The 22,117-nt window shown below is 58.2% G+C and carries 11 protein-coding genes; 6 read left to right on the plus strand and 5 right to left on the minus strand.

All coding sequences use genetic code 11. The features are described from left to right. Positions 1 to 14: 14 nt before the first annotated feature. Genes ESZ00_RS02050 through ESZ00_RS02060 form a run of 3 tightly spaced genes read left to right on the plus strand, consistent with a single transcriptional unit; the run spans position 15 to position 5,805 of the window. On the plus strand, positions 15 to 3,992 hold the full coding sequence (locus tag ESZ00_RS02050; RefSeq protein WP_129206529.1) for a condensation domain-containing protein: 3,978 nt from the start codon (positions 15 to 17) through the stop codon (positions 3,990 to 3,992). Positions 3,993 to 3,997: 5 nt separating this feature from the next. Next, positions 3,998 to 4,798, plus strand: coding sequence for a 4'-phosphopantetheinyl transferase family protein (locus tag ESZ00_RS02055; protein WP_129206531.1), 801 nt, complete (start codon positions 3,998 to 4,000; stop codon positions 4,796 to 4,798). Continuing rightward, the gene (locus ESZ00_RS02060; protein ID WP_164981300.1) at positions 4,795 to 5,805 is read left to right on the plus strand and encodes a cupin-like domain-containing protein; all 1,011 of its coding nucleotides are present in this window, start codon (positions 4,795 to 4,797) and stop codon (positions 5,803 to 5,805) included. Before ESZ00_RS02055 ends, ESZ00_RS02060 begins: the two co-directional genes overlap by 4 nt. Positions 5,806 to 5,915: 110 nt before the next feature. On the opposite strand, the gene ESZ00_RS02065 is transcribed toward ESZ00_RS02060, so the two are convergent. The 3 genes from ESZ00_RS02065 to ESZ00_RS02075 form a co-directional block, all read right to left on the minus strand. Next, complete coding sequence (locus ESZ00_RS02065) at positions 5,916 to 7,325, minus strand: oligosaccharide flippase family protein (protein WP_129206534.1); 1,410 nt, start codon at positions 7,323 to 7,325, stop codon at positions 5,916 to 5,918. A 230-nt stretch (positions 7,326 to 7,555) separates the two neighbouring features. Next, positions 7,556 to 9,154, minus strand: coding sequence for an ArnT family glycosyltransferase (locus tag ESZ00_RS02070; RefSeq protein WP_164981301.1), 1,599 nt, complete (start codon positions 9,152 to 9,154; stop codon positions 7,556 to 7,558). Positions 9,155 to 9,680: 526 nt separating this feature from the next. Then, the gene (locus ESZ00_RS02075) at positions 9,681 to 13,904 is read right to left on the minus strand and encodes a chitobiase/beta-hexosaminidase C-terminal domain-containing protein (RefSeq protein WP_164981302.1); all 4,224 of its coding nucleotides are present in this window, start codon (positions 13,902 to 13,904) and stop codon (positions 9,681 to 9,683) included. A gap of 1,572 nt (positions 13,905 to 15,476) precedes the next feature. Here ESZ00_RS02075 and ESZ00_RS02080 point away from each other — a divergent pair. Further along, positions 15,477 to 17,237: an ArnT family glycosyltransferase gene (locus ESZ00_RS02080; RefSeq protein WP_129206539.1), complete on the plus strand. Its 1,761-nt coding sequence runs from the start codon at positions 15,477 to 15,479 to the stop codon at positions 17,235 to 17,237. 33 nt (positions 17,238 to 17,270) lie between these two features. Here the strand turns inward: ESZ00_RS02080 and ESZ00_RS02085 are convergent, their stop codons facing one another. Next, positions 17,271 to 18,572, minus strand: a complete 1,302-nt coding sequence (locus ESZ00_RS02085; protein WP_129206541.1) for a glycosyltransferase — start codon at positions 18,570 to 18,572, stop codon at positions 17,271 to 17,273. A 234-nt stretch (positions 18,573 to 18,806) separates the two neighbouring features. On the opposite strand from ESZ00_RS02085, the gene ESZ00_RS02090 reads away from it, so the two are divergent. After that, on the plus strand, positions 18,807 to 19,676 hold the full coding sequence (locus ESZ00_RS02090; protein WP_129206543.1) for a beta-1,6-N-acetylglucosaminyltransferase: 870 nt from the start codon (positions 18,807 to 18,809) through the stop codon (positions 19,674 to 19,676). Positions 19,677 to 19,705: 29 nt separating this feature from the next. Beyond that, a complete protein-coding gene (locus tag ESZ00_RS02095; RefSeq protein WP_129206545.1) occupies positions 19,706 to 20,935 on the plus strand; it encodes a glycosyltransferase family 4 protein in 1,230 nt (409 codons plus the stop codon). A 15-nt stretch (positions 20,936 to 20,950) separates the two neighbouring features. Here ESZ00_RS02095 and ESZ00_RS02100 read toward each other — a convergent pair whose 3' ends face one another. Beyond that, positions 20,951 to 22,093, minus strand: coding sequence for an acyltransferase family protein (locus tag ESZ00_RS02100; RefSeq protein WP_129206547.1), 1,143 nt, complete (start codon positions 22,091 to 22,093; stop codon positions 20,951 to 20,953). Positions 22,094 to 22,117: the final 24 nt, after the last annotated feature.

The raw sequence follows: 22,117 nt of genomic DNA on the forward strand, positions 1-22,117 counted from the left end.
AGACACGAGACCCTATGGCAGAGATGATTTCGACGGAAAGAGAAACGGATATACGGCAGGGCGAGAAGGGCATGGAACCATCCGGAACGGAAACAGAGGTGTTTGAGGCCAGCGAAGACGTCTATGTCTTCCCGGCCAGTCTCGAACAGCACCGGTACTGGATTCTCGACCAGGTGGACCCTGAGTCCACCGCCTCGAACATGGCCATCGCCTTCCGGCTGGAGGGCCAAGTAGACGACGCGATCGCGGAACAGGCGATTCGCGAACTGACCGCCCGCCACGAGGCGCTGCGCACCACCTTCCGCATGGTCCATGGCGATCTGCTGCAGGTGATCGCAGAACAGCCGAAGTTCAGCTTCCAGATCGACGACCTGCGCAACCTGCCGGAACACAGGCGCATGGCTGCCGCCGAGCAGTCCATTCTTGCGCATAGCCACGTGCGTATCGACCTCGCAGCAGGCCCGGTCTTCCTGACGCGGCTCGTGCACGTCAGCGATACCCAGCATTTCCTGGCCTTCACGATGCATCACAGCGTCTGCGACGGCTGGTCGAATGGCGTGCTGGTGCGCGACTTCGCCGAGTTCTACGCCGCGCTCAGCGCAGGCCGTGCTCCGGAGCTCAACGATCTGCCCTTCCAGTTCGCCGACTTCACCGAATGGCAAAAGGGCTGGCTTGAGACCGAGGACGCAGAGAAGGCGCTTGTCTTCTGGAAAGAACAGATCCGCCGTAATGTGCCGGCGCTCGACCTGCCGACGGATTTCCCCCGCTCGGCACATAAGGACGGCCCAGGACACATCGAGTCAGAGCTGATTTCTCCCGAGCTCAACGCCCGCATCAAGACCTTCTGCCGCAACCATGACGCCACCATGCACCAGGTGCTGCTGGCGACTCTGGAGGGGCTGCTCGCGCGCTATACCGGGCAGGATGCATTCCTGCTCGGCTCGAGCATTGCCAACCGCACGCAACCGGGCATGGAAGATGTGGTGGGCCGGTTTGCGAACCCGCAGGTGATTCTCGCCAGCGTGGAGCAGAACCCAACCTTCAAGGAGCTGCTCGATCGGGTTATCGTGTGGAGCGGCGAGGCCTATGCACACCAGGATCTGCCTTTCTCGCGCATCATGGAGGAGTTCCAGCTCGAGCTGACCGGCGCGACCTCGCAATTTCTTCAGGTTTACTTCGTCTATCAACGGGCCTTCATGCAGCCGCATCAGGCAGGCGAAGGGCTGAAGATCATTCCCCGTCCCTCGGTCAGCGGCGGCGTGAACTTCGACATGCTGGTCAGCGTGGTCGAACGCGCGGAAGGACCGCGCGTCCAGATCGAATACAACACCGATCTCTTCACCCCCGAGCGCGTCCGGCGCTTCATTGCAGCCTTCATCCGCTGCATCGATGCGGTCTGCACCGACAGTAGCCTGCGTGTCTCCGCGCTGCCGCTGCTTGCGCCCCAGCATGAGATTGCTCTCGTCGAAACCAGCCGAAGCTATGCACAGACCGCTCCCGCAGCCTCATCGCTCACCGAACACTTTGACCGCCTTGCGGTTTCGCTGGCGGATGCCGTAGCGATCAGCACCGGATTGCAATCGACATCGTGGAAGGCTCTGCATGCCGAGAGCCTGCGGCTGGCAGCTGCACTCGCGGCGCGCGGCATCACGCAAGGCCAGACCGTAGCCCTGCGTATGGAAGCCAGCGCGGAGGCCGCCGCTGCCGCACTGGCGATTCTGCGCATCCGCGCCAGTGTGCTGCCAGTTCCGGCAACCGCCACGACGGAAGAGTGGAATCGCATCCTTGCGGAGCTGGAACCTGCCGCGGCCCTGGCCTCTGCCAGCTTTGCACGCACCGTGAATCAGACGCTAAGCATCGAACAGCTCCGCAAGGCTTCAGCGCCCCATACCTCTCTGCCGAATCCGGAGCCGGGAGATGCCGCGGTATGCATTCTCGACATCGGCTCGAATGAGCACTATCAGGTGACAACATCTACGCACGCCCGGGTGCTCGAACAATGCTCGGCAGCGGCAACCCGGCTCGATCTCGAAACAGAATCTCTGGTCGGCGTAGTGCCATCCGATACGGCAGTGGGCAGCTGGAGCGACCTGATGCTGCCGCTGTTGCGCGGCGCCGGTATCCGCTACCTGGCGGCCGGTGACGCACCAGCTCTGGGCAGGAGCATCACCGGCACGCCGCTCCAAGCCGTCATCGCATCGCCCTCGGTCTGGTTACGGCTACAGCATTCCGGCTGGAAAGCACCGCAGGGGCTGCAAATCATCTCCCGAGGCGGGCGTCTGCCGCAATCCGTCGCAACCGAGATTGCTACACTCGGCCGCACCTGGTCGCTGCTTTCCTCGGCCCACGCAGGTGGACCGCTGGGCCTGGCCCCGCTTTCGCCCGACACCCTCGATACCTCGTGGCCGGTTGCTCCGCTGCCAGGCAATGAGTTGAGCGTTCGTGACCGCTTTGGAAAACAGGCCATCGAAGGCGTGCACGGGGAGCTCTGCTTCCGGCAGTCCAGCGATTCGGATTGGACCGGAACCGGCTACACGGCACAGTTCCAAAACGGCGGCATCGCAGTGATCGGCGCGGCGACCCGCACGATTCGCATCAGCGGCTACCGGGTACATCTCGGCGAGCTCGAAGATCGCCTGATGGAGCTGCCCGATGTATCGGCAGCACGCGCCTCTGTTCAGAATGGACCGCACGGCGCTCCCGAGCTGGTCACGTACCTTGCAGGATTTGACGGCAAAGAGCCGGACCGCGAGCGAGCTGCAACTCATCTGCGCGCAACTGCGCCGCAGCATCTCTCCCGAACCGAGATCGTCTCTGTGCCGGAGATTTTCTGCCGGCCAGACGGCTCGCCGAATCTGGCGCTTCTGCCGCGCCCCGATCGCACGCTCAGCAACCGCTCTGCCTGCGAAAGCTTTGTTCCTCCGGCTGACGAGCTCGAAGCGAAGCTGGTTGCGATATGGGAAGAGGTGCTGGGCGTTCCGAACATCGGCACCCGGACGAGCTTCTTCAGCCTGGGCGGTTATTCGCTCATGATCGTGCGCCTGTTTGCACGCATCAACAAGGGCTTCGGAACCTCGCTGCCGATCACCACCATCTTCAACGCGCCCACCGTGGAACAGCTGGCCGAGATTCTGCGCGGCCGCAAGGCGTATTCCGCGCTGGTGCCGGTGCAGACCACAGGAAACCGGCCGCCGTTCTTCCTGATTCACTCGTATCTGCTCTATGCCGGTCTTCCTTCAGTGATGGGACGCGAGTATCCGTTCTATGGACTGCGCGAGCTCGATAACGAAGGACAGATCACCATGGAGCAGCGCGTACGCTCCTACGCCGAGGCCATCCGCGCCGTGCAGCCTGAGGGACCATACTTTATCGGCGGCTGGTGCGCGGCCGGTCCGCTCACTGTCGAGGTAGCCCGTCACCTGATGGCCGCCGGTCAGCAGGTCGCGTTCATGGTGCTCTTCGATTCCTGGCGTCCCGGTTATGCCGAGGAGCTCGCGGCACAGCAGGCGACGGAAGGCCGCGCCGGCTGGCTCACGCGCCAGCGCTGGAAGTATGCCTACCACGCCAGCCGCATGCGCAAACTGCCACGCAACCAGCGCGCGCAGTACCTGTGGAATGCTTCGACGCACAAGCTTAAGGGCATGCGCGACACACTCTATCTCCGGCATTGGGCAACGATGCGCTGGCTCTCACAGCAGTTCGATTTTCGCCTGCCGGACTTCATGCACAACATCAGCCTGGACACGCTCAATGCCGTGGCCAAGTACAAGGCAGAGCCGTTCCCCTGCCGCATGACGCTGATGCGGGCGACAGAATCGCAGGTGGTTCCCGGCGCCGATCCTACCTGTGGCTGGTCACAGATTGTCGCAGGCGGCGTGGAAGTGGTCTGGGCTCCAGGAAACCACGAATCGATGTTCCGCGAACCGAACCTGAGCATTGTTGGCCGCATGCTCGTAGAGCGCATCGAAAAAGCTGCGCAGAACCAGGCCTGAAGACCATGCCCCTGATGCTCTCCCATACCGAACCCCTCTCGCTGCGCGAGGCGACGCATGGCACGGCGCGGAGCATGACTCCGCCGCTCACAGCAGGAGAGATTCATGTCTGGGCGCTGCCGCCCGAGACTACCGAGGCACATTCTTTTTACCCACTCCTGAGCCCGGCAGAGAGGGAGCGTGCGCAGCGCTTTCGCTTCCCGGAACTTTCCGCGCGCTACATGGCCGATCATGCGCGTCTACGGCTGCTGCTGGCCGGATATCTCGACAGTGATCCGCAGCGACTAACCTTTGTTGAGAACCAGCAGGGCAAACCACGCATCGCCTGGCCTGACTGCCGACTGCGCTTCAACCTCTCGCATACGAAGGGCATGACATTGCTGGCCGTATGTCTCGACGCCGAGATCGGCGTGGATGTCGAAATTCTGCGCCCCGTCGAAGACCGTGAAGCTATCGCGGCCATGTACTTCTCGCCTCGCGAAGTAACTGCCTTGCAGGAAGAACCGAAAAGTCATCGCGATCTTGCCTTCCTGCGCTGCTGGACGCGCAAGGAAGCCTACGTAAAGGCCCGCGGCGAGGGACTCTCTCTGCCTCTCGACCAATTCGCGGTCAGCCTCGGCGAGCGTGCATCCCTTCTGCACTGCCAGTGGGACGAGCACGAGACCTCACGCTGGCAGATGGAAGATCTTCACCCCGGCTCCGCACATGTAGGAGCCCTGGCCGTCGAACAGGGCGCATGGTCGCTTCAGCACTACCACTGGCCCTCATCCGGCTCACCAGCCGGAAACATTGGAGACAGAGCATGAACACAATGTTCGTTGCCGATCCCCCGAGCACTTCCCCTCAACTTTCTTACCGCGCCATCGAGCGCCGCACCGCAAGCGATCTGCCCTACGAGCGCTTCGTCACCGAATATCTCGATCGCAACCTTCCGGTCATCATCTCCGGCGCCGCACCGCAGTGGAATGCCATGCGGACCTGGACGCCGCAGTTCTTCAAGGATCGTTTTGGCTCCATGATCGTCAACGTCTCCTACCAGACGAAGATGCCCATGAATGAGCTGATCGACGCCATCCTCGCATCCACGCCTGAAAAGCCCGGTCCCTATCTGCACAAGGTGCTGATCTATCGCGATATGCCGGAGCTGCTCGAGGATCTCTCGCCGGACAGCACCTATGCCTTCCCGCGCCGCTATGCGGGCGCACTCATGCCCAGCCGTTTCCAGCGCCCGGATGGATTCCTCAAGCTGCTCATCGGGGGCGCCGGCGGCAAGTTTCCGCTCATGCACTACGATACGGATAACTCGCATGCCATGATCACCGAAATCTACGGCGACAAGGAATTCATCCTCTTTCCGCCCGAAGATACGAAGTACATGTATCCGTTCGAGAACTCGGACCACACCTCGCAGATCGAGAATCCGGACCAGGCAGACCTCACGAAATACCCGCTCTTCGCCAAGGCAACGCAATATCGCGGCACGGTCTATCCCGGTGACGCGATCCTGATTCCCTCTGCGTGGTGGCATGCTGCGCGCGCGCTCAACCCTTCGATCTCCGTGTGCACCAATATGATGTACCGCTCGAACTGGCCGGGATTCATTGACCAGTGCTGCGATCCCGCGGTGATGAAAAATCCCCTCAACCGTACGATCAAGCGTGTCTATCTGCGCTCCCTGGGCAGCGTGCTCAGTGCATGCGAGGGCCTGCAGAGGGCACTGCCCAAGGGCGGCTTCTCAAAAAAGCTGGCTGAATTTGCACCGCTCTATCGCCAGCAACTGCCGACTGAAGTCCGCTACCCAAAATCCCGCTAACCTGCGAGTCATCCACTACCGCTCAACGACATCGGCCCGGCGTCATAAATATGACGCCGGGCCGATGTCGTTTCTTTCTCTTCAGGCTTACGACCTGCGCTGCGGAAGCCTCACCAGGGGATATGCGCAAAAGGAAGCGAGAGTCCGATCGACGATCTCAGCAGCAGGGCCAATGTCAGCGAAGCCAGAAAGGCCAGCGTCATACCGACATCCTGACTGAGCAGGCCGACTCCCTCACGGTGCGCACTGAAGAGTGTGACGAAGTAGACCGGCAGGTCGCTAAAGGCAACAGCCACAACTGCACCTACCATCCCGAACCAGTGATATCCCAACGGCAACGCGACGAACAGCGTGATGCAATACACAAGGTAAGCAAACGCGTTGTAATGGGATTTTTGCAGCGACAGCACCGCCGGGTAGGCAGTGCTGTAAAGCAGCGTGTGCCATAGTCCGATCGCCAGAATGCCAATCATCCAGGCGGCGCCATGGTAACGCTTGTCATAGACATGCACGATGAAGAGATCCCCGGAGCAGATCACTACGATCAGCAGCAGGGCTCCGGCAGCCAGGACCGGCAACCGGTACTTGCGCAGGATAGTACGATACTCGGGCCGTGGACGGTCACTGAACTTGGCAATAAAAGGAAAACCCACCCGGCTGCAGAACTGCAGAATAATCTGCCGTGGAATATCGGAGAGAGAAAAGGCGATTCCGTACACTCCCAGCGCACTGAAGGTCACCAGCTTGCCAAGGATAAGACGGTCCGACTGCAGCGCCAGAAAGGTCAGCGCGGTTCCAATCAGGATCCAGCGGCCGAAGGTGATGAGTTCGTGGACCGCCGACTTCTCCCAGGCGAAACGGGGACGAATCTCCGGAAGCATCCAATAGCTGACCAGCATACGGATCAGCTCGGAAACAATTCTTCCCGCGACCAGTGCAATCAGACTCGGCTGATAGAGTGCCCAGATGAGTGTTACCGCGAACTGAATGACCTGCTGAAGCAGTTCATTCAACGAAAGCCTGCCCACCCCCAGATGCCGCGCCAACGTCATCATGCTGGGCGAGGTGAATCCGGCAATGGCACTCCCGAAGCCCAGCGCCGGCAGCAGCCAGATCATACGGGGCTCGTGGTAAAAGTGAGCGACCGGCCAGGCCATTGGAATGGTCAGCAGAAACACGCCAAGGCCGCGAATCACCTGAATCGTCCAGGCAGTGTTCAGAAATTCCGGTTCATCTCCGCGCGGATTCTGGATGATGCTCGCTTCCAGCCCGATGTGAGAAAACAGATTCAGTCCAACAATGAACGTCGTAACCAGAGCCAGGACGCCAAACAGCTCAGGCGCGAACAATCTGCTGAGAACGATGCTGCTGACCAGTCTTAGTGAAAGCGAGAGACCGTAGGCAACGGTAACGAAATAAGTGCCCTTGACCGCCTTCTTCTCCAGAGAGCGAACGGCACGAAGTTGTAACCCCTCGTCTTCTTCGGTGGGAATGGGGGCTATGTCGTTATCAATTTTCATCTTGTCTTATGCCGTCGCAAGTTCATCCTGCCGTTAAGGAATTTCAACTTACCAGGCAAATCAAATGGTAATTGAAAGCGCTCCGGAAGAAGATCGTCACTTTGGTGCGCCGTCAGACATCACCATTGTGCTTTCGCAAATGCAAGGTTATTTCTTCGGTGAGGGCCGGAGAATGGGGCAGCTAAACTCAAATCGGGAAGACTGGCAGCAAACCGCATGGCGCGCCAGTGCTACTCGATATGGTAGATCCGAATCGTCTTACCCGCGATGGCCACCGGCTGATAAGACTTGAGCCAGCCGAAGGCCTGAGGCTGCGTACGCAGGTTTGTTTCGCTGATCGCGATCCATCCCTTTTCGGGAATACCAGCCGGCAATGGCTCCCACGGCGGCAAATGAAACTGGTTCAATTCCACCGAACCGCTATAGGAGATCCAGATGTGCTTCACCGGCAGGGTTTCGAGCGTCCTGCTCAATCGCTCCAGGTCCTGTCCCCAGTCATAATCGCTGTCTACGTGGATGAGTGTAGCCCAGGGAGCCGCCGCTTCGTTGTACCACGCAAGAAAATCCGGCGCGGCCACCACACAGGCCAGAACATTCGCGGCCATCAGTAGCCCTACCGCACCTGCCCTGAAAGATGTCGAAACACCGCTGCGCATCGCATAGAGCCTTTGCACGGCAAGCCCACTCAACATGGCGAGAAATGCATAGACGACCAGCACGTGCCGGATGCCGAGATGTACGTGCGAGACCGTCGCCACCAGCATGGGAACAAAAAAACCGGCCAGGGGCACGATCACAAAAGGATCGGTGCGCGCCATGCCTCTGCGCAGGGCGAGCCACAAGCCTGCAAGTCCAAAGATCAGCAGCGGGATCGGAGTCTTGGCCAGCAGCATGAAGAAAAAGAAATACCACCTGCCGTGCGTGTAGACCTCTCCGAAGAGATAGCCCTGAGGCGGATGCTTGGTGAATCCCCGCGCAACACGAATTCCCTGAATGAACTGATATGCCGGGATGTGATCGACTGCACCCATCACCACAGGAGCAAGCGGCCCTGTCTTCGCTGCCAGGCGCTGGACATGAATATGGCTGGCGGGGTTGGTCGCCAGCGGACCAACCTGAAAACGATAGATGCCCCAGATGGTCAGAAACATGATGAGAGCAGCGAAGGCAACGGCTGAGATGCGCGGCAGCTTCCGCTTCGTCCATCCGTGCCAGGCAACCATCACCAGTGCGCAAAGCAAACAGAACGGCACTCCTGACAGCTTCGCTCCACAGGCCAGCCCGACGCCGAACCCGGCCCAGGCATAGTTTCGCCACTCCGGCTCCTGCAAGGCTCTCCAGATGCGATCGATAGCCAGCAGAAATGCTGCCATGAATGGCATCTCGGTGGTTGCGATGGTGGCATTCGCCAGGACCGGTGGACAGAAAAGAAAGAGCAGAGCCGCTGCCAGCGCCGGCCACTCCCCAAGCCAGCGCTTCGTCATGCTCCAGACGAGATACACGGCGAGCAGGTACCACGGCAGAATGCCGAGACGGGCCAGCGTCAAGGTTCGCCAGTAATGGCCGCTCTCCCGAAGCGCGATATTTCCGACATCGTAGGGGTTGGGCAGATCGAGCGCGCGGGCGCCGGATAACCAGGGGCCGACGGCCGCCGAAACACGTCCGACAGGCGGATCGACAGGATCAATCAGATGATGCGGTGGTGTCAGCCACGCAAGACCATTTCCGATATGCGACGGTTCATCCCAGGTTGGACTGAGATTGCGATACACCGATGCCATCAGCACCAGCGAAACCGCCACAGCGATGAACAGGATAGCGCGAGGCACGATCGGTCCGGCCCCGGAGATAGCTTTCGATGTGAGTGTCAGTGGTCGATCCGCCTCTTGCATACCGTCGAACCTGCAGCCAGTCTTATCTAATACGGCAACCTGTCATCGCACGGAGCGGCTACATCGTCGATGCGAGCTCGAGCTGTCTCCTGCAATTCCCTGCCAGGACGCACACACGCTGAGTTCGCACGGAAGTGTTCCTGCTGATCCATATCGAAGATCAGAGGCTCACACACATTGTCGCTTCGGCAAAAACCGACATAGGGGAGAGCTGAAACCTTGGTGGCTCACGTCGGAACTGGATGGAGTGTAGCATTCGCCCATCAGCAGAGCAAGGAAGTCGCGGCAGCCCCGCAGCCTAGAAACGGATGAGCAAAGAGAAAGGTATTACCAAAGAATTGAGCCCCCAGACCGGTCCACAGGAAGTACTCATGGACAAGCCTGAGGGCAGGTAACCACACAATGATTCTCGTGCAGCAAGAGTTGAGTGTGGCAGGTCCCGGCTCACGTCGGGACCCGACCGTTAGTTGCTATAGGTCCAGGTAAGAATGTCCTGAGTTGCTGACATATAGCCTGTTCCACCTGTAAATCCGACATAAGCCGTATTGCTTCCGACGGTAGCCGGAATATTCACAGTAAAGCTGGTGGTGAAGACAGCCTTCGTAACGGTATCCGTGAGCGTCATCGTCAGGGTGGTGCCGTTATAGACAAGATGCGCGTGCATCGTGTCGCCACTGTGAAGGTTGACCTTGCTGGAAGTCATATCAATTGCGGGAATGATCGGCTGCGCGCCATTCTTATAGAGGCCGGTGGAATCCGGACCCTCTCCCTCGTCGTTGAACAGATCGAACTTCACAGCCACGCTCTTCGTCATCCAGCCATAGCCAAGGCAGCCGGCAGAAGCTCCCACCGTCGTCGTGCTGTTGTTCTGGATAGCGAAGGTGAATCCATCCGCCACCGGGTTGAGCAGCTGGAAGGTGAAGTCCGTAGTAAAGGACTGCACATTCACCTTCGTCACATACCAGGCCGTTCCGGACTCGTATTGACCCGAACTCGTCAACTGCAGCTTGGAACCATTCAGCACGGTGCTGCCATTCAGAGCCAGCACGCCCTTGGAGCCGGCGAAGCCGCTTCCGAAGTTGATACCGGAAGTGGTAGCCCCCGTGGCCGCTCCTGTTGTCGCAGCTGACGCAGCGTTGATCGTATACGTCGCTGCCGCCACCGCGCTGTTGGTATAGCCCGAAGCCACTGCGATCGCAGAGATCGTCTCCGTAGAGCTCACCGTGAGCGCACCCGAGTACTTCGTCGAGGAGATCGTCGGAGTTGCGCCGTTCGTGGTGTAGTAAATCACCGCACCCGAGGTCGCATCTGCAATCGTTACCGTCTGCGAGCCCGTGTACGTACCGGTTGCAACGCTGAAGACCGGCGTCGCCGCAGGAGTCTCAATGGTGTAAGCCGCCGTCGCCACAGAGCTATTGGTATAGCCCGAAGCGACTGCGATCGCAGAGATCGTCTCCGTCGAGTTTACCGTGAGCGCACCCGAGTACTTCGCCGAGGAGGTCGTCGGAGTTGCACCGTTCGTGGTGTAGTAGATCACCGCCCCCGAGGTCGCATCCGCAATTGTCACGGTCTGCGAACTCGCATACGTCCCGGCCGCTACGCTGAAGACCGGCGTTGCCGCTGCGGATTCGATCGTGTACGCGGCCGTCGCCACCGAGCTATTGGTATAGCCAGAAGCGACTGCAATCGCAGAGAGCGTTTCTGTCGAGCTCACCGTGATCGCGCCCGAGTACTTCGCCGAGGAGGTCGTCGGCGTCGAACCATTGGTGGTGTAGTAGATCGCCGCACCCGAGGTCGCATCCGCAATTGTCACAGTCTGCGAACTCGTGTACGTGCCAGCCGCAATGCTGAAGGTCGGCACCGCTGCCGCAGTCTCAATCGTGTAGGCCGCTGTTGCGACGGCGCTGTTGGTATAGCCGGAAGCGACTGCAATGGCCGAGATCGTCTCCGACGAACTTACCGTAAGCGCACCCGAGTACTTCGTCGAGGAGGTCGTCGGAGTGGAACCATCGGTGGTGTAGTAGATCGTCGCACCCGAGGTCGCATCCGCGATTGTGACCGATTGCGAGCTGGTGTAGGTACCAGCCGCAACGCCGAAGGTCGGCGTGGCCGCCGCAGTCTCCGATGCAGAGACTGTCCACTTGAATGCCGTTACGCTATGCGCAGGCAGCGTATAGCCGGAAGTAACGCTCACACCGGATGCAGTCGTGTTGGACATCGGAGCCTCGGTTGTGCTCGTCGTACCAAGAGCAGCGACCTCATTCGACTCCGCCAATGAAGTTGGAGCAAATTGATAGGTCGTTACATCGCTGCCTGGAGCATTTGTTCCAGAGAAGCTGACACTATAAGGACTATAAACATCGGTATTCACAATCACCATGCAGCGCTGATTCCCCTGCGCAAATGCATAGCTGCGCAGCACGGGAACATTACTAATCGCGTTGACCGTGTTACTGTTTGCCGGAAGGTTATAAGTCGGATTCGAGGACCATGACGTCTGCACCATCGGTCCGATCTTGCACCAGTTATAGACTTGGGCTCCCAGCATCTGCGGGCGTGGGCAGTAATTACCGCCAAACAGCCCGCTATTCTGAACCGAGCAGTCCCCACCGATATCGATCATCGATCCCCACATATGTACGTTTACGCCACTTTCGCCGTAGTAGTACTGCAGGGCCTGGTATTCATTCTGGTTGATGATTCCTGCCGCGTCATTTTCGCCCATCTGATCCGCTGCGACGACGCCCTGAAATCCGGCTTCGACAAAGGAATCGGAGACGGCCTGCGTAAATGGTCCGGCCGTGCTGGCATTGAACGGGCTGGTGTTCTCTTCATAGACCATGACCTGGCATTGCGCATTGCCGCTCGGTCCACAGCCTGTTTCCTGCTGCAAGCGCGAGACGGAGAGATCGAAGCCGCTCGTCGAGTTCGTATCGTGTGTATTCGAATATGGCTCGGTGAGCGTAGGACCATAAAGCGAGCAAGTAGCGTTGGTGGAACCTGAGGTCAGGCAACCCTGCGTGCTGACCGAGCCAATGCTGCCGGCCGTATAACCATTGATTTCCGCAACGTCCGCCTTTGCTGCAGAGGCCGCTCCGCTGTCACCGGTCGATGCCGTCTGAAAACCCATGACCCACTTCGTTGCAGTCTGGCTGTATCCCTCACTCGACTGGCGGGCACGGGCTGCGGCAAATACGGCTCCGGCACGAATCTGGTAATCCTCATACAAGGTGCTCGAAGAAGTGTTGTAACCAAGGGCATGCCCCAGGAACACTCCATTCCAGTTCTCGTTGCCGAATTCCAGATAGATGGTTGAGAACGGTGAGCCGGAAGCTCCAAGCCAGGGTGTCGTCTGGCCGAGACTGGCGCGGATATCTCCATAGGTGGTGGAAGTTGGACCTTCGAGAAAATCTACAAGGTTCTGCACATCCGCGGTCGTGGTTGTAATGGGGAAGATCAGAACCGGCGTGGCTCCCACATACGCGCACAGATTCAGGAAGTCATAGATACCGGTCTTATTGGTGCTGTAAGCGGTGGAAATAGCCGTCATCGTTTCGATCGATGGCTGATGCTCAAACTGCGGCTTTACCCAGTTCGACATCGTCTCGGAATCGGGAGACGGGCCATAGCGCAAGGTGCAGGCCGGTCCCGTAGTGTTAGCCGAAGACTGGCACCAGGACTGGAGAGCACTTACAAAAGCATCGGTGTAGACGGTTGGATTCGTGTCGGCGTTATTCGTAAAGCTGATATTGTCGAACTCAAGGCTGGTCGCCGTGCTGTTCACCGGGCTCGCCAAAATCGTGAGCGCAAACGGGTAGGGTCCTCCCTCGCTTGGCGACTCCGAGAAATTGCAGGTGAAGCTATACTGCGCCCACTGCGAAGTGATAGCTGGACTTGTTGTCCCGCTATAAGTCTGGGTGCAAGCCGATCCCGAACGGGGTGTAGCTGTGACTAACACCTTGGGCGGAGTAGATGCATTGGACTTAGCCCAGAAAGATACCGTGTAATTGCCATTGAGAGTAATGGTCTTCTCGCTGGGCATATTCAGACCGGTAGCAGCCACGAGGTTGACGCTGCCGCCAGATGGAATGGTCATCAGCAAAGACTGCTGTCCGCACGTGGAGCACAGGTCCGTCGTCTCAGAAGTCAGCGTAGCGCCACCACTCAGGGTGGGAGTGAATGACGATCCATTACTGCCGGTGGCCCAGACGCTGGCCGGCGTTGGATACACGTTGGACATCTGATTATTCGTAGAAATAATAATCACCTGCCCAGGCACACCGAGGCTCCCGGCGCATCCGCTTGATCCCTGGTTGGTCGTGGAGTTGATGACGAAGACCGGACCCGCGGCCGATTGGTTCGTGCTTGACGCTACCGTACCCGTGCAACCCAGGGATGGGTCCGAGGTTCCGCTGGCATACGATCCTTGAACGACATTAAATGTCGCACCAGCCCATTGATTTGCGTCGTAGCTTACATATTGGGTGTTGTTGACATTCCACTGAAAGCTGGTCTGCGAGGAGACGGATTGCGGAGACTGGAACTGAAGTATCTGCTGCTGGATCATCGGCTCAAAGCCGGGATTCGAATACGCAAAATAGTTCTTGAAGTAAGGGTAACTTGCCGACGGCTGACCTAGATTCAGACCGGGTCGGGCGTTGTTGCCGATGACCGCCGTGTCCGTCATCGTGACCGCGGGTCCAGTGGTCTGAGCGTGCAAATTCTTTGCCGCACTCACCACAAAAGCAAACAAAAGCGAGAACAGAACACAAAATACACGTGTCCTATAGCGTATCAATGTAGTCATTTCCTTACTCCAAAAAGTGGTGAGGGACAGCGGGACTCTTACTAGGTTTGTGCGATTTTACATCGACAGATCAACGCAGCAAGGATAAGTAACAGCGAAAAACCGCGCGGCCCAACAGATTCCAGGGATATACCGCACCATACTGGCACCGGCTCGCAATACTTACATTGCTCACGCAATATCTACCCTATCGACACGTAATTGTTACCTTGCAAATCTTCTATAAGAAGCATGCCCGCAAGCAGTCAGCAGTTGCGATCTCAACTATCGAGCGCCCTTAACATCAGAGTCCGGTTAAGAACTCCTGTTTTTGTCTTGTGTTTCTGGCCCGGGTGAGACTCGTACGCGACTCGTGTCTCGTCAACCATGCAAGCTGCTTGTTTCTCCGCAACAACTGCTCCGGGAGGAAGGAGAGAACAAACAAACTTTCGCTGCACGTACAACGCCTATGGGAAGGAAGAGCCAGTTTTCAGGCGGGTGGAAAACCTGACCGAGACCATGCATTCATCTGTCTATATGTCTATCGAGTCTCGAACTTACATTATAGTAATCGGATATACGGTTACCATCAACATGAAAAAATTACTGAATTCATTACCAAAGTACACAGCAATCTGTACGGTTTCGGGACGACCAGACGAACGCCCCCACCTAGTAATTTAACCTTACTCCATTGAAATCAAAGGAGTATTAAGCTTTTCGATTCCAGAGCAAAGACTGTTGCCCGGCGACAGCTCTCTGTGGCCCAGGCAAGGCCTTGGCCGGAATGCTTTTCAGGCGGCCGACTTCATTTTCCGGACCGGTTCGGCTCGCGGAGCAGCTGTGACGGGTTTTCACAGGCTGCGCGAGTTCCCTGGCGACCGGGAAGGCGTCCTCGGCTACACAGGATACCCAGCCGGGCATGCCCCCTGGTGGCATAAGCCATTGCCTTTGCGCACCCGTTTAGGCTTCCGACCGGGAGCCCTGTTGCGTTGCCGGCACTCATCACCGGCATGCTTTCTCCTGCAGACACCTATCGACTTCAGCGTATGGAATAACTCAGGTATCTCGACCACTGCAGCATTTCAATCCGGATAACGGGATATGTGCCATAACTTAAATTTTCCGCGCGGAGTTGATACAAGTTATCTACGAATAGCACCAGGCCTCCAGGCCACGCTAAGTTCGACCGAAGCAGGACAGAATTACCGCTCAGCCGAGCGGAGAAACCTGCCATTCCCTCCATGGATAGCGCTCAGCCGGCCACCGGCGCTATCGAGCCTCTAGGCTCTGGCAATTCTTCTCTCTCGACGAGGAATCATTCCTCGCGCATGATGGTGATAACCCATTGCACCTTCGCTGGCAGATCTTCCCCCAGGATCGACGTTTGCAATGCCTGCAGGGATCGATTGTTTGGGCGCGGCCGGCCCAGGACGACCATTATCTGTTCAGATTTAGAAGGACATCATTCTCATGGCAGAGCCAGCAACAACAGAATCTCCTCTTATCCAGCCGCGCGCCACGCCATTAAACCGGCCCCAGCCACGCCGCTTATTCGATCGTCTTCCTGCCATCCTCTCTTCTACCGTTGTTCTGATCGCAGTGCTGTTGATCGTGGGAAGCTATTCTCGGGTGAGCCAGACCTGGGATGAGCCGGCGCATATCGGCACTGGCATGGAATGGCTCGCGCGTGGCACCTACACGCTGGACCTCATCGACCCTCCGCTTCCTCGCATCTCGACCGCTCTCGGCCCCTACCTGCTCGGCTCGCGACCCAGCCCCTCCATGGCAGCCCATCGTGTCCCTGGAGATGTGAATCCGTGGGCAGAGGGAAACAGAATCATCAACGCCAGGCCCAACCCGCAGAGGGTTTTGCTTGCGGCTCGACTCGGCATTCTGCCGTATTTCCTTATCGCCGCATTTCTCACCTGGCACATGACAAGACGATGGCTGGGACCCTGGCCCGCGGCGATTGCGACAGCGCTCTTTGCAACCTGTCCCCCGGTGCTCGCCCACGCCGGGCTGGCAACGACAGACATGGCGTTCGTCGCGATGTTTCTGCTCGCCCTGGACCGCCTGTGGCGGGCACTCGAAAAGCCATCCGCACTGCATGCATTTTTCGCGGGAGCGGCTATCGCTCTCGCGTGCCTCTCGAAGCTTTCTGCCATTCCCTACCTTGCGCTTTGCGCCACCGCGTTTCTGGTCTACTTCTTCCTGAGCACACGGACCATACCACGGATCCGGTACTGGGCCATTGCGAGCGTCTCCCTCCTGTTCACGGTATGGGCCGGCTATCACTTCGACATTGGAGCCATCGCCACACGCGACCCGCAGACGCAGGTACATCTGCAACATGTGCTCAGCAGGCTTGGACCGCTGCGTCTTCCGGCATCGATCTTAACCAATCACTTCCCCGCGTACGCATTCGTGGAGAGCCTTCGCACCGCTTCGTATATGCGGGCGCATCCTCCGCAGGGCTACCTTTTTGGACACCTTTATAACGGCGGCCTCTGGTACTTCTTTCTGGTAATTCTGCTGGTAAAGACCCCGCTTCCCTTCCTTCTGCTGGGAATCCCCGGGATCGTGCTGGGCATTCGCCAACTCTGGAAGGCGCACGATGGTTATGCGCTGGTTCCATTGGCAGGCATTGTTTTCCCTGTCCTGGTCGCAACGCTCTCTCATGTGAATCTCGGCGTTCGCCATGTGCTGGTGGTCTATCCGTTTCTGGCCATGCTGGCAGCTTTGTCACTTCTCAAGCTCCAGAGCATCCTAAAAAGGCGTTGGGCCGCGTACTCCATCGCAGCCCTGCTTCTCGGCTGGCAACTGGCCAGCTGTTTGTATATCTCACCCGATTTTCTGACCTATCTCAATGAACCGGCATCGCCGTACACCGGCTATCTCTGCACGGACAGCGATCTGGATTGGGGGCAGGATATCGGCCGCCTGAGTGTCAGGCTGAAGCAGCTCAATGTTCAGCACGTCTGGATCGCGTATAGCGGATCGGCTGACCTCAACAGGGAGGGGCTTCCGGCCTGGGATAACCTTCAGAAGCTGGAGGAGGCGCATCCTGGGCAGCATGTCACCGGATGGGTCGCCGTGAGTGAAACCTGGGCCCGCTGGTATCCCGAACAGTATGGATGGCTCACTCCTCAATACCGCGTAGGGACCGCTGGACGCACCATCCGGATCTATTACATCCCTCCGAGCAACGCAGAGACCCCGCATGCACAGTAACGTGAGCGTGATCGCCACTGCAAGGTGATCACGCTATCCGACAGTCACCGTGTCATTCTGCAGAACCGAGGACAGCGTCCATTCCATGCGCCGCTCCAGCCAGATTTCCTGCGTGTTCGCCTGGGCAAATACGATCGCGGCTTCGACCATCTGCGCGACTTCTTCCCGGTTCGATGCAAGATGAATCAGCATCCTGGCCATTGCATCGGTGTCTGGCCACGGAACTACGCGTCCGCCGCCGCTCTCGAGAAGTTCGCGATAGTAGTACGTGTCGAAGGCGAGATAAGGAATCCCGGCAGCCATCGCATCCAGCGCGCTTCTCGGCGTATCTTCGCGAAGCGGCGCAGCGAGCAGGAGATGGAAAGGATACAGAACGCGAAAGAACTCCTGGCCAAACTGCATCGCTCCATGAAAGGCAACAAATCCCTCCGCGTGGAGCTCACGGGCAAGAGCCTGCAGCTCATCAGCCTGCGGGCCTCCACCGATGATATCCAGCGTAATGTTCGCGCCTGCATTCCGCGCTGCGGCCACCGCCCGCAGACAGCGGTCGATCCCCTTGTAAGCGATGAGCCGTCCAAAATAAATCAGCTTTAACGGCCGCGCAGGATCGCGAAGCTCCTCCAGTTTCCGCTCTACGCTCTCCCGATCGATGATGTTTCTTTCGCTGTGAGAGGCATCGAGAATAGCCTTGACATTCGGCCTTCCCGCACCGAAATCCGCAACCATCTTCTTGCCCTTAAGCAGAACCAGAGAGCAATACCGCGCTGCGATCCAGACCTGCAGGGAGCGCGCCACGTCATAGACATACTTGCAGAGCAGATAGCTCCGCAGCGACCAGTCTCCGGTGCGATAGCTCATCCAGGCCGAATTGCGGTAATCGATATCGACGACAAATACCGTTCGGCGCTTAGCCATCACGCCAAGCACAATCGACACAAACTCGAAAGGAAGCCACACATCCCAGGAGAGACCGCTATGGATGCAGATGCTCTGCTTGACCAGTCCGGAGAGGGTTTTCATCACCGGCCTTAGAAGACGCAGCTTTCCGGCAGTCGAGAGAGCAGCCTCATCCGCGAACAGCATACAAAAAGCGACCTGCTCGGCCCGCTCGTCGATGACCGCAAAGCCTTGCTTCCCTGCTTCGTAGGCTGCCCGGGACATTCCCGGTGATGCAACAACCAACTGCCGTGCGCCCGCTCCAATGCGCGTGCGCATCATCCGGAGGTGCTCAGCGAATGCGCTCTCCACCGCCACCGTCCCCTCATCGATGCGGAAATGCCGCACCGGCAGCACCATGGTGTAGTTGGCAGTATCGTTACCGCTCTCGCCTGTCATTCAGAACCCAGCCTGTCCAGCCTCACTCTAGTTACCATCTGCATGGAATTTGAGTACGTCATCCCCCGATCCGGGGATTGCGCACGACGCCATCGGCATTGCATCTTCATTCGAGTTCCGTGTGTGCGCTTCGCATGCGTCGCCGCGGTGAAGTGGGGCTGGCCGAAAGGTATAATCCTCTCGTCTTCTCCGCTTCTACTCTGCTGTCCCAGACCACAGGTGTCAAGAAAAACCATGGCAATCGCCTACTTGATCGTCGCCCACAAGAGCCCCGATCAGATTCTTCGCCTCATTCGTGCGCTGCACGAGCCAGACGCTTTTTTTATTATTCACATCGACAAGCGCGCAGCGGAGGAAGTCTATGCACCTTTGCGCGAGTATGCGGCTTCTCATCCCGAGGTGCTTCTGACGCCGCGATACCGCTGCTATTGGGGGGGATTCGGCATCGCCAGGGCCATGATCGCGTGCGTAAACGCAGCCGTGCGGGCGCAACGCCCGTTCGATTATGCCTTTCTGCTTTCCGGCCAGGACTACCCGATCAAAAACACACAGCAGATCGCCTCTTTCCTTGCGCAGAACAAGGGCAAGGAGTTCATGGAGTCCTTTTCGCTGGCGAAGCCCAACCGCTGGACCGACCACGGCGGCTATTTTCAGGCGATGGCCCGCGTTTCTTATTGGACTTTCTTTCTCCGGAGCCGGGTCTTTCATCTCCGCGTGGCCCGTAAATTCCCTTTCGGGTGGGAGCCGTTCGGTGGATCGCAATGGTGGTGCCTGTCCCGCGAAGCACTTTCTCACATCGAATCATTTCTGCGTGAGAATCCCTCGTACCTTCGATACTTTCAGCACGTCTTCATTCCCGACGAGTCGATCTTCCAAAGCATTCTTTCCAACTCGGAATTCCGCGGCAGGATTGTGAATGACGACCTGCGCTACATCGACTGGGAAAACCCCAATCCACTTTATCCAAGAACCATGGAATCCGATGATTTCGAGAAGCTCGAGGCTTCGCCCAAGCTCTTCGCGCGGAAGTTTCTGCCCGATCGCAGCAAAGAGTGCCTGGATCGCATCGATGCGCAGCTTCTCGGCATCGGGCGCCAAATTTAATCGTCATATTTTTTAGAATTGAGAGAAGCATGTCCACGCATCCGGGAAAGATTCGTATGGCCTACCTGCTCAGCCAATATCCGGCTGTCTCCCATACGTTCTTTCTGAAAGAAATTCTTGGCCTGCGCCAGCTGGGCTTCGAGATCGAAACCGCGTCGATCAATGCACCCGACCGTCCTCTCTCTCAACTACCACCGCTGGAAGCGGAAGAGGCCGCGAGAACCTATTACGTGAAGCAGTTCCGCGTGCAGGAGCTTTTTTTTGTACTGTTCACGGTTACACTTCTTCACCCCGCGATAGCCATTCGCGGCATACGGGGAGCGATGCGGTTAGGCGGATGGGATTTCTACCAAAAAGCTTATGCGCTGCTCTACCTCGTCGAGGCATTTCTCCTCGGGAGCTGGATGCGGAAGCGCGGCCTCCATCACCTTCACGTCCACTTTGGAGGTCCGGTTTCCACGGTTGCGATGCTGACGGCAGAGGCATGGGGATTCGATTACTCCATGACCATCCACGGCCCCGAAGAGTTTTACGATGTGAGCTCGTTTTATCTTCCGCGCAAGATCGAGCGCGCAAAGTTCGTCTTCTGCATCAGCGACTTCTGCCGCAGCCAGCTGATGAAGTACAGCGAGCCTGCGCACTGGGACAAAATGCATGTCGTCCGACTGGGCGTCGACACCGAAGAGTTCAAGCCCGTCACGCATGAACCGAACCTCCCGCTGCAGATTATCTGTGTCGGCCGCCTGGTACCGGCGAAGGGGCAGCATATTCTTCTGCGGGCTTTCGACGTACTGCGCGCCAAAGGACATGCCGTGCATCTCACCCTGATCGGAGACGGCCCCGATCGCCGCAGCCTCGAACACGAAGCAGCCGAGCGCCAACTGTCTGCCCATGTCACCTTCTGCGGAGCTCTGAATCACAATGAGACTCGCGAGCGCATCTCGCAGACCGACATCTTTGCCATGGCCAGCTTTGCGGAAGGCATCCCTGTAGCGCTGATGGAAGCCATGGCGATGAGCATTCCCTGCGTGAGCACGGGAGTGGCCGGCATCCCTGAGCTCATTCAGGATCGTGCGAATGGGCTGCTGGTTTCACCATCCTCGGTAGAGTCCTTAGCAGAGGCATTGGAGTCTCTCGTTGTCGATCCGGACTTGCGAGCGAATCTCGGCGCCGCTGGACGAGCTCGTGTCATTGAGCACTACAATCTGACACAGAACGCGAAGAAGCTGGCATCCACTTTCGAGAACTGCCTCTCCTGAAACCCGCCTTCGCTCTTACTTCAAGGCCGGCGAGATAATTTCCTGGGGCCGCTTGTTGCGCAGCCAGCGGTCCTGCAGACGCCTGCCCAGCGCGATGCACGGATGCTCCACCCATCGATACAGTACCTCGGCTACGATGAGCGAAAGTGCTGCTGTCGCGAGGAACAAAAGCCTCGTGCGCAGCGGGCTGATTGGCGGCAAGAGCCTCTGCATGATCGAGAGACAGATCAGATGCACGAGATAGATCCCGTAGGATCGCTGGCCGATGTAGCGCACCCATCTCGACCCAAGCAAGCGATGGAATAACGAGCGTCCCATGACGCACCACGCCAGCAGCAACGCCGTCGAAACCGTATAACCGATCAGCAGGTAGCCAAAAAGTATCCGGGAACGATCGGGATAGAAGCCCAGGAGCATGTGGAACAGTAGAAAGGCCGCGGGAACCAGGAAAAATCCGATGCCGCCGATAAAGCGTCGGAGCGCCCCATACACTCTTGCACTATCGAGACATGCACCGAGCGTACAGCCGAGCATGATGATGGCATAAGGCACAAACATGCCGAGATGCCCGTGAGCGCCGACGAAGAGAGGGACCGCAGCCAGCAGAGCCATCGATGGCAACCGCCATTTTCGCTTCGCGCCAAGCACCAGAAAGCCCAGCGCAGGCCATATGAGGTAAAACTTCTCTTCCACGCCCAGCGACCAGCTCTGGTTGAACGGGGCCAGCGGCGCGAAATCATTGAAGCCAGTCAGGTAGTACGGAAGAGCCGCTCGAAATGCATTCGCCTGCCGCGCCAGCATCGGCAGCCGCAGCATGACTCCATACATGGCGAGCACGGTGAAATACAGCGGCAGAATGCGAAAGCTCCGGCGCAGATAAAAAGCCTTCAGCGATACCGTGCCCGATCGATCCTCTTCACGCAGCAACAACGTATGAATGAGAAATCCGCTGAGCACGAAGAAGATCAGCACGCCGGTATATCCACTGAGATACCACCACATGCGCTGATCGACGTGCCAGGTAATCACCAACAGGATACTGACGGCGCGCAGGCCATCGAGCGTGGGGAAGTATCGCTCGCGTTGAAAGGCGACGGAATCGATCGTCTCCGCGAAAGCCGCTCTCTTCCCTTCCACACTCACACGCTCTGGGTTCATCCATCCCCTTCCCGGGACACAGCC

The sequence above is a fragment of the Silvibacterium dinghuense genome (assembly GCF_004123295.1).
Lineage (GTDB): Bacteria > Acidobacteriota > Terriglobia > Terriglobales > Acidobacteriaceae > Silvibacterium > Silvibacterium dinghuense.

What these genes read in the sequence shown, in the direction of transcription:
- ESZ00_RS02060 (WP_164981300.1), top strand. Translation starts at nt 4,795, where the DNA reads ATGAACACAATGTTCGTTGCCGATCCCCCGAGCACTTCCCCTCAACTT.
- ESZ00_RS02050 (WP_129206529.1), top strand. Translation starts at nt 15, where the DNA reads ATGGCAGAGATGATTTCGACGGAAAGAGAAACGGATATACGGCAGGGC.
- ESZ00_RS02080 (WP_129206539.1), top strand. Translation starts at nt 15,477, where the DNA reads ATGGCAGAGCCAGCAACAACAGAATCTCCTCTTATCCAGCCGCGCGCC.
- ESZ00_RS02065 (WP_129206534.1), bottom strand. Translation starts at nt 7,325, where the DNA reads ATGAAAATTGATAACGACATAGCCCCCATTCCCACCGAAGAAGACGAG.
- ESZ00_RS02085 (WP_129206541.1), bottom strand. Translation starts at nt 18,572, where the DNA reads ATGACAGGCGAGAGCGGTAACGATACTGCCAACTACACCATGGTGCTG.
- ESZ00_RS02075 (WP_164981302.1), bottom strand. Translation starts at nt 13,904, where the DNA reads ATGACGGACACGGCGGTCATCGGCAACAACGCCCGACCCGGTCTGAAT.
- ESZ00_RS02095 (WP_129206545.1), top strand. Translation starts at nt 19,706, where the DNA reads ATGTCCACGCATCCGGGAAAGATTCGTATGGCCTACCTGCTCAGCCAA.
- ESZ00_RS02090 (WP_129206543.1), top strand. Translation starts at nt 18,807, where the DNA reads ATGGCAATCGCCTACTTGATCGTCGCCCACAAGAGCCCCGATCAGATT.
- ESZ00_RS02055 (WP_129206531.1), top strand. Translation starts at nt 3,998, where the DNA reads ATGCCCCTGATGCTCTCCCATACCGAACCCCTCTCGCTGCGCGAGGCG.
- ESZ00_RS02100 (WP_129206547.1), bottom strand. Translation starts at nt 22,093, where the DNA reads ATGAACCCAGAGCGTGTGAGTGTGGAAGGGAAGAGAGCGGCTTTCGCG.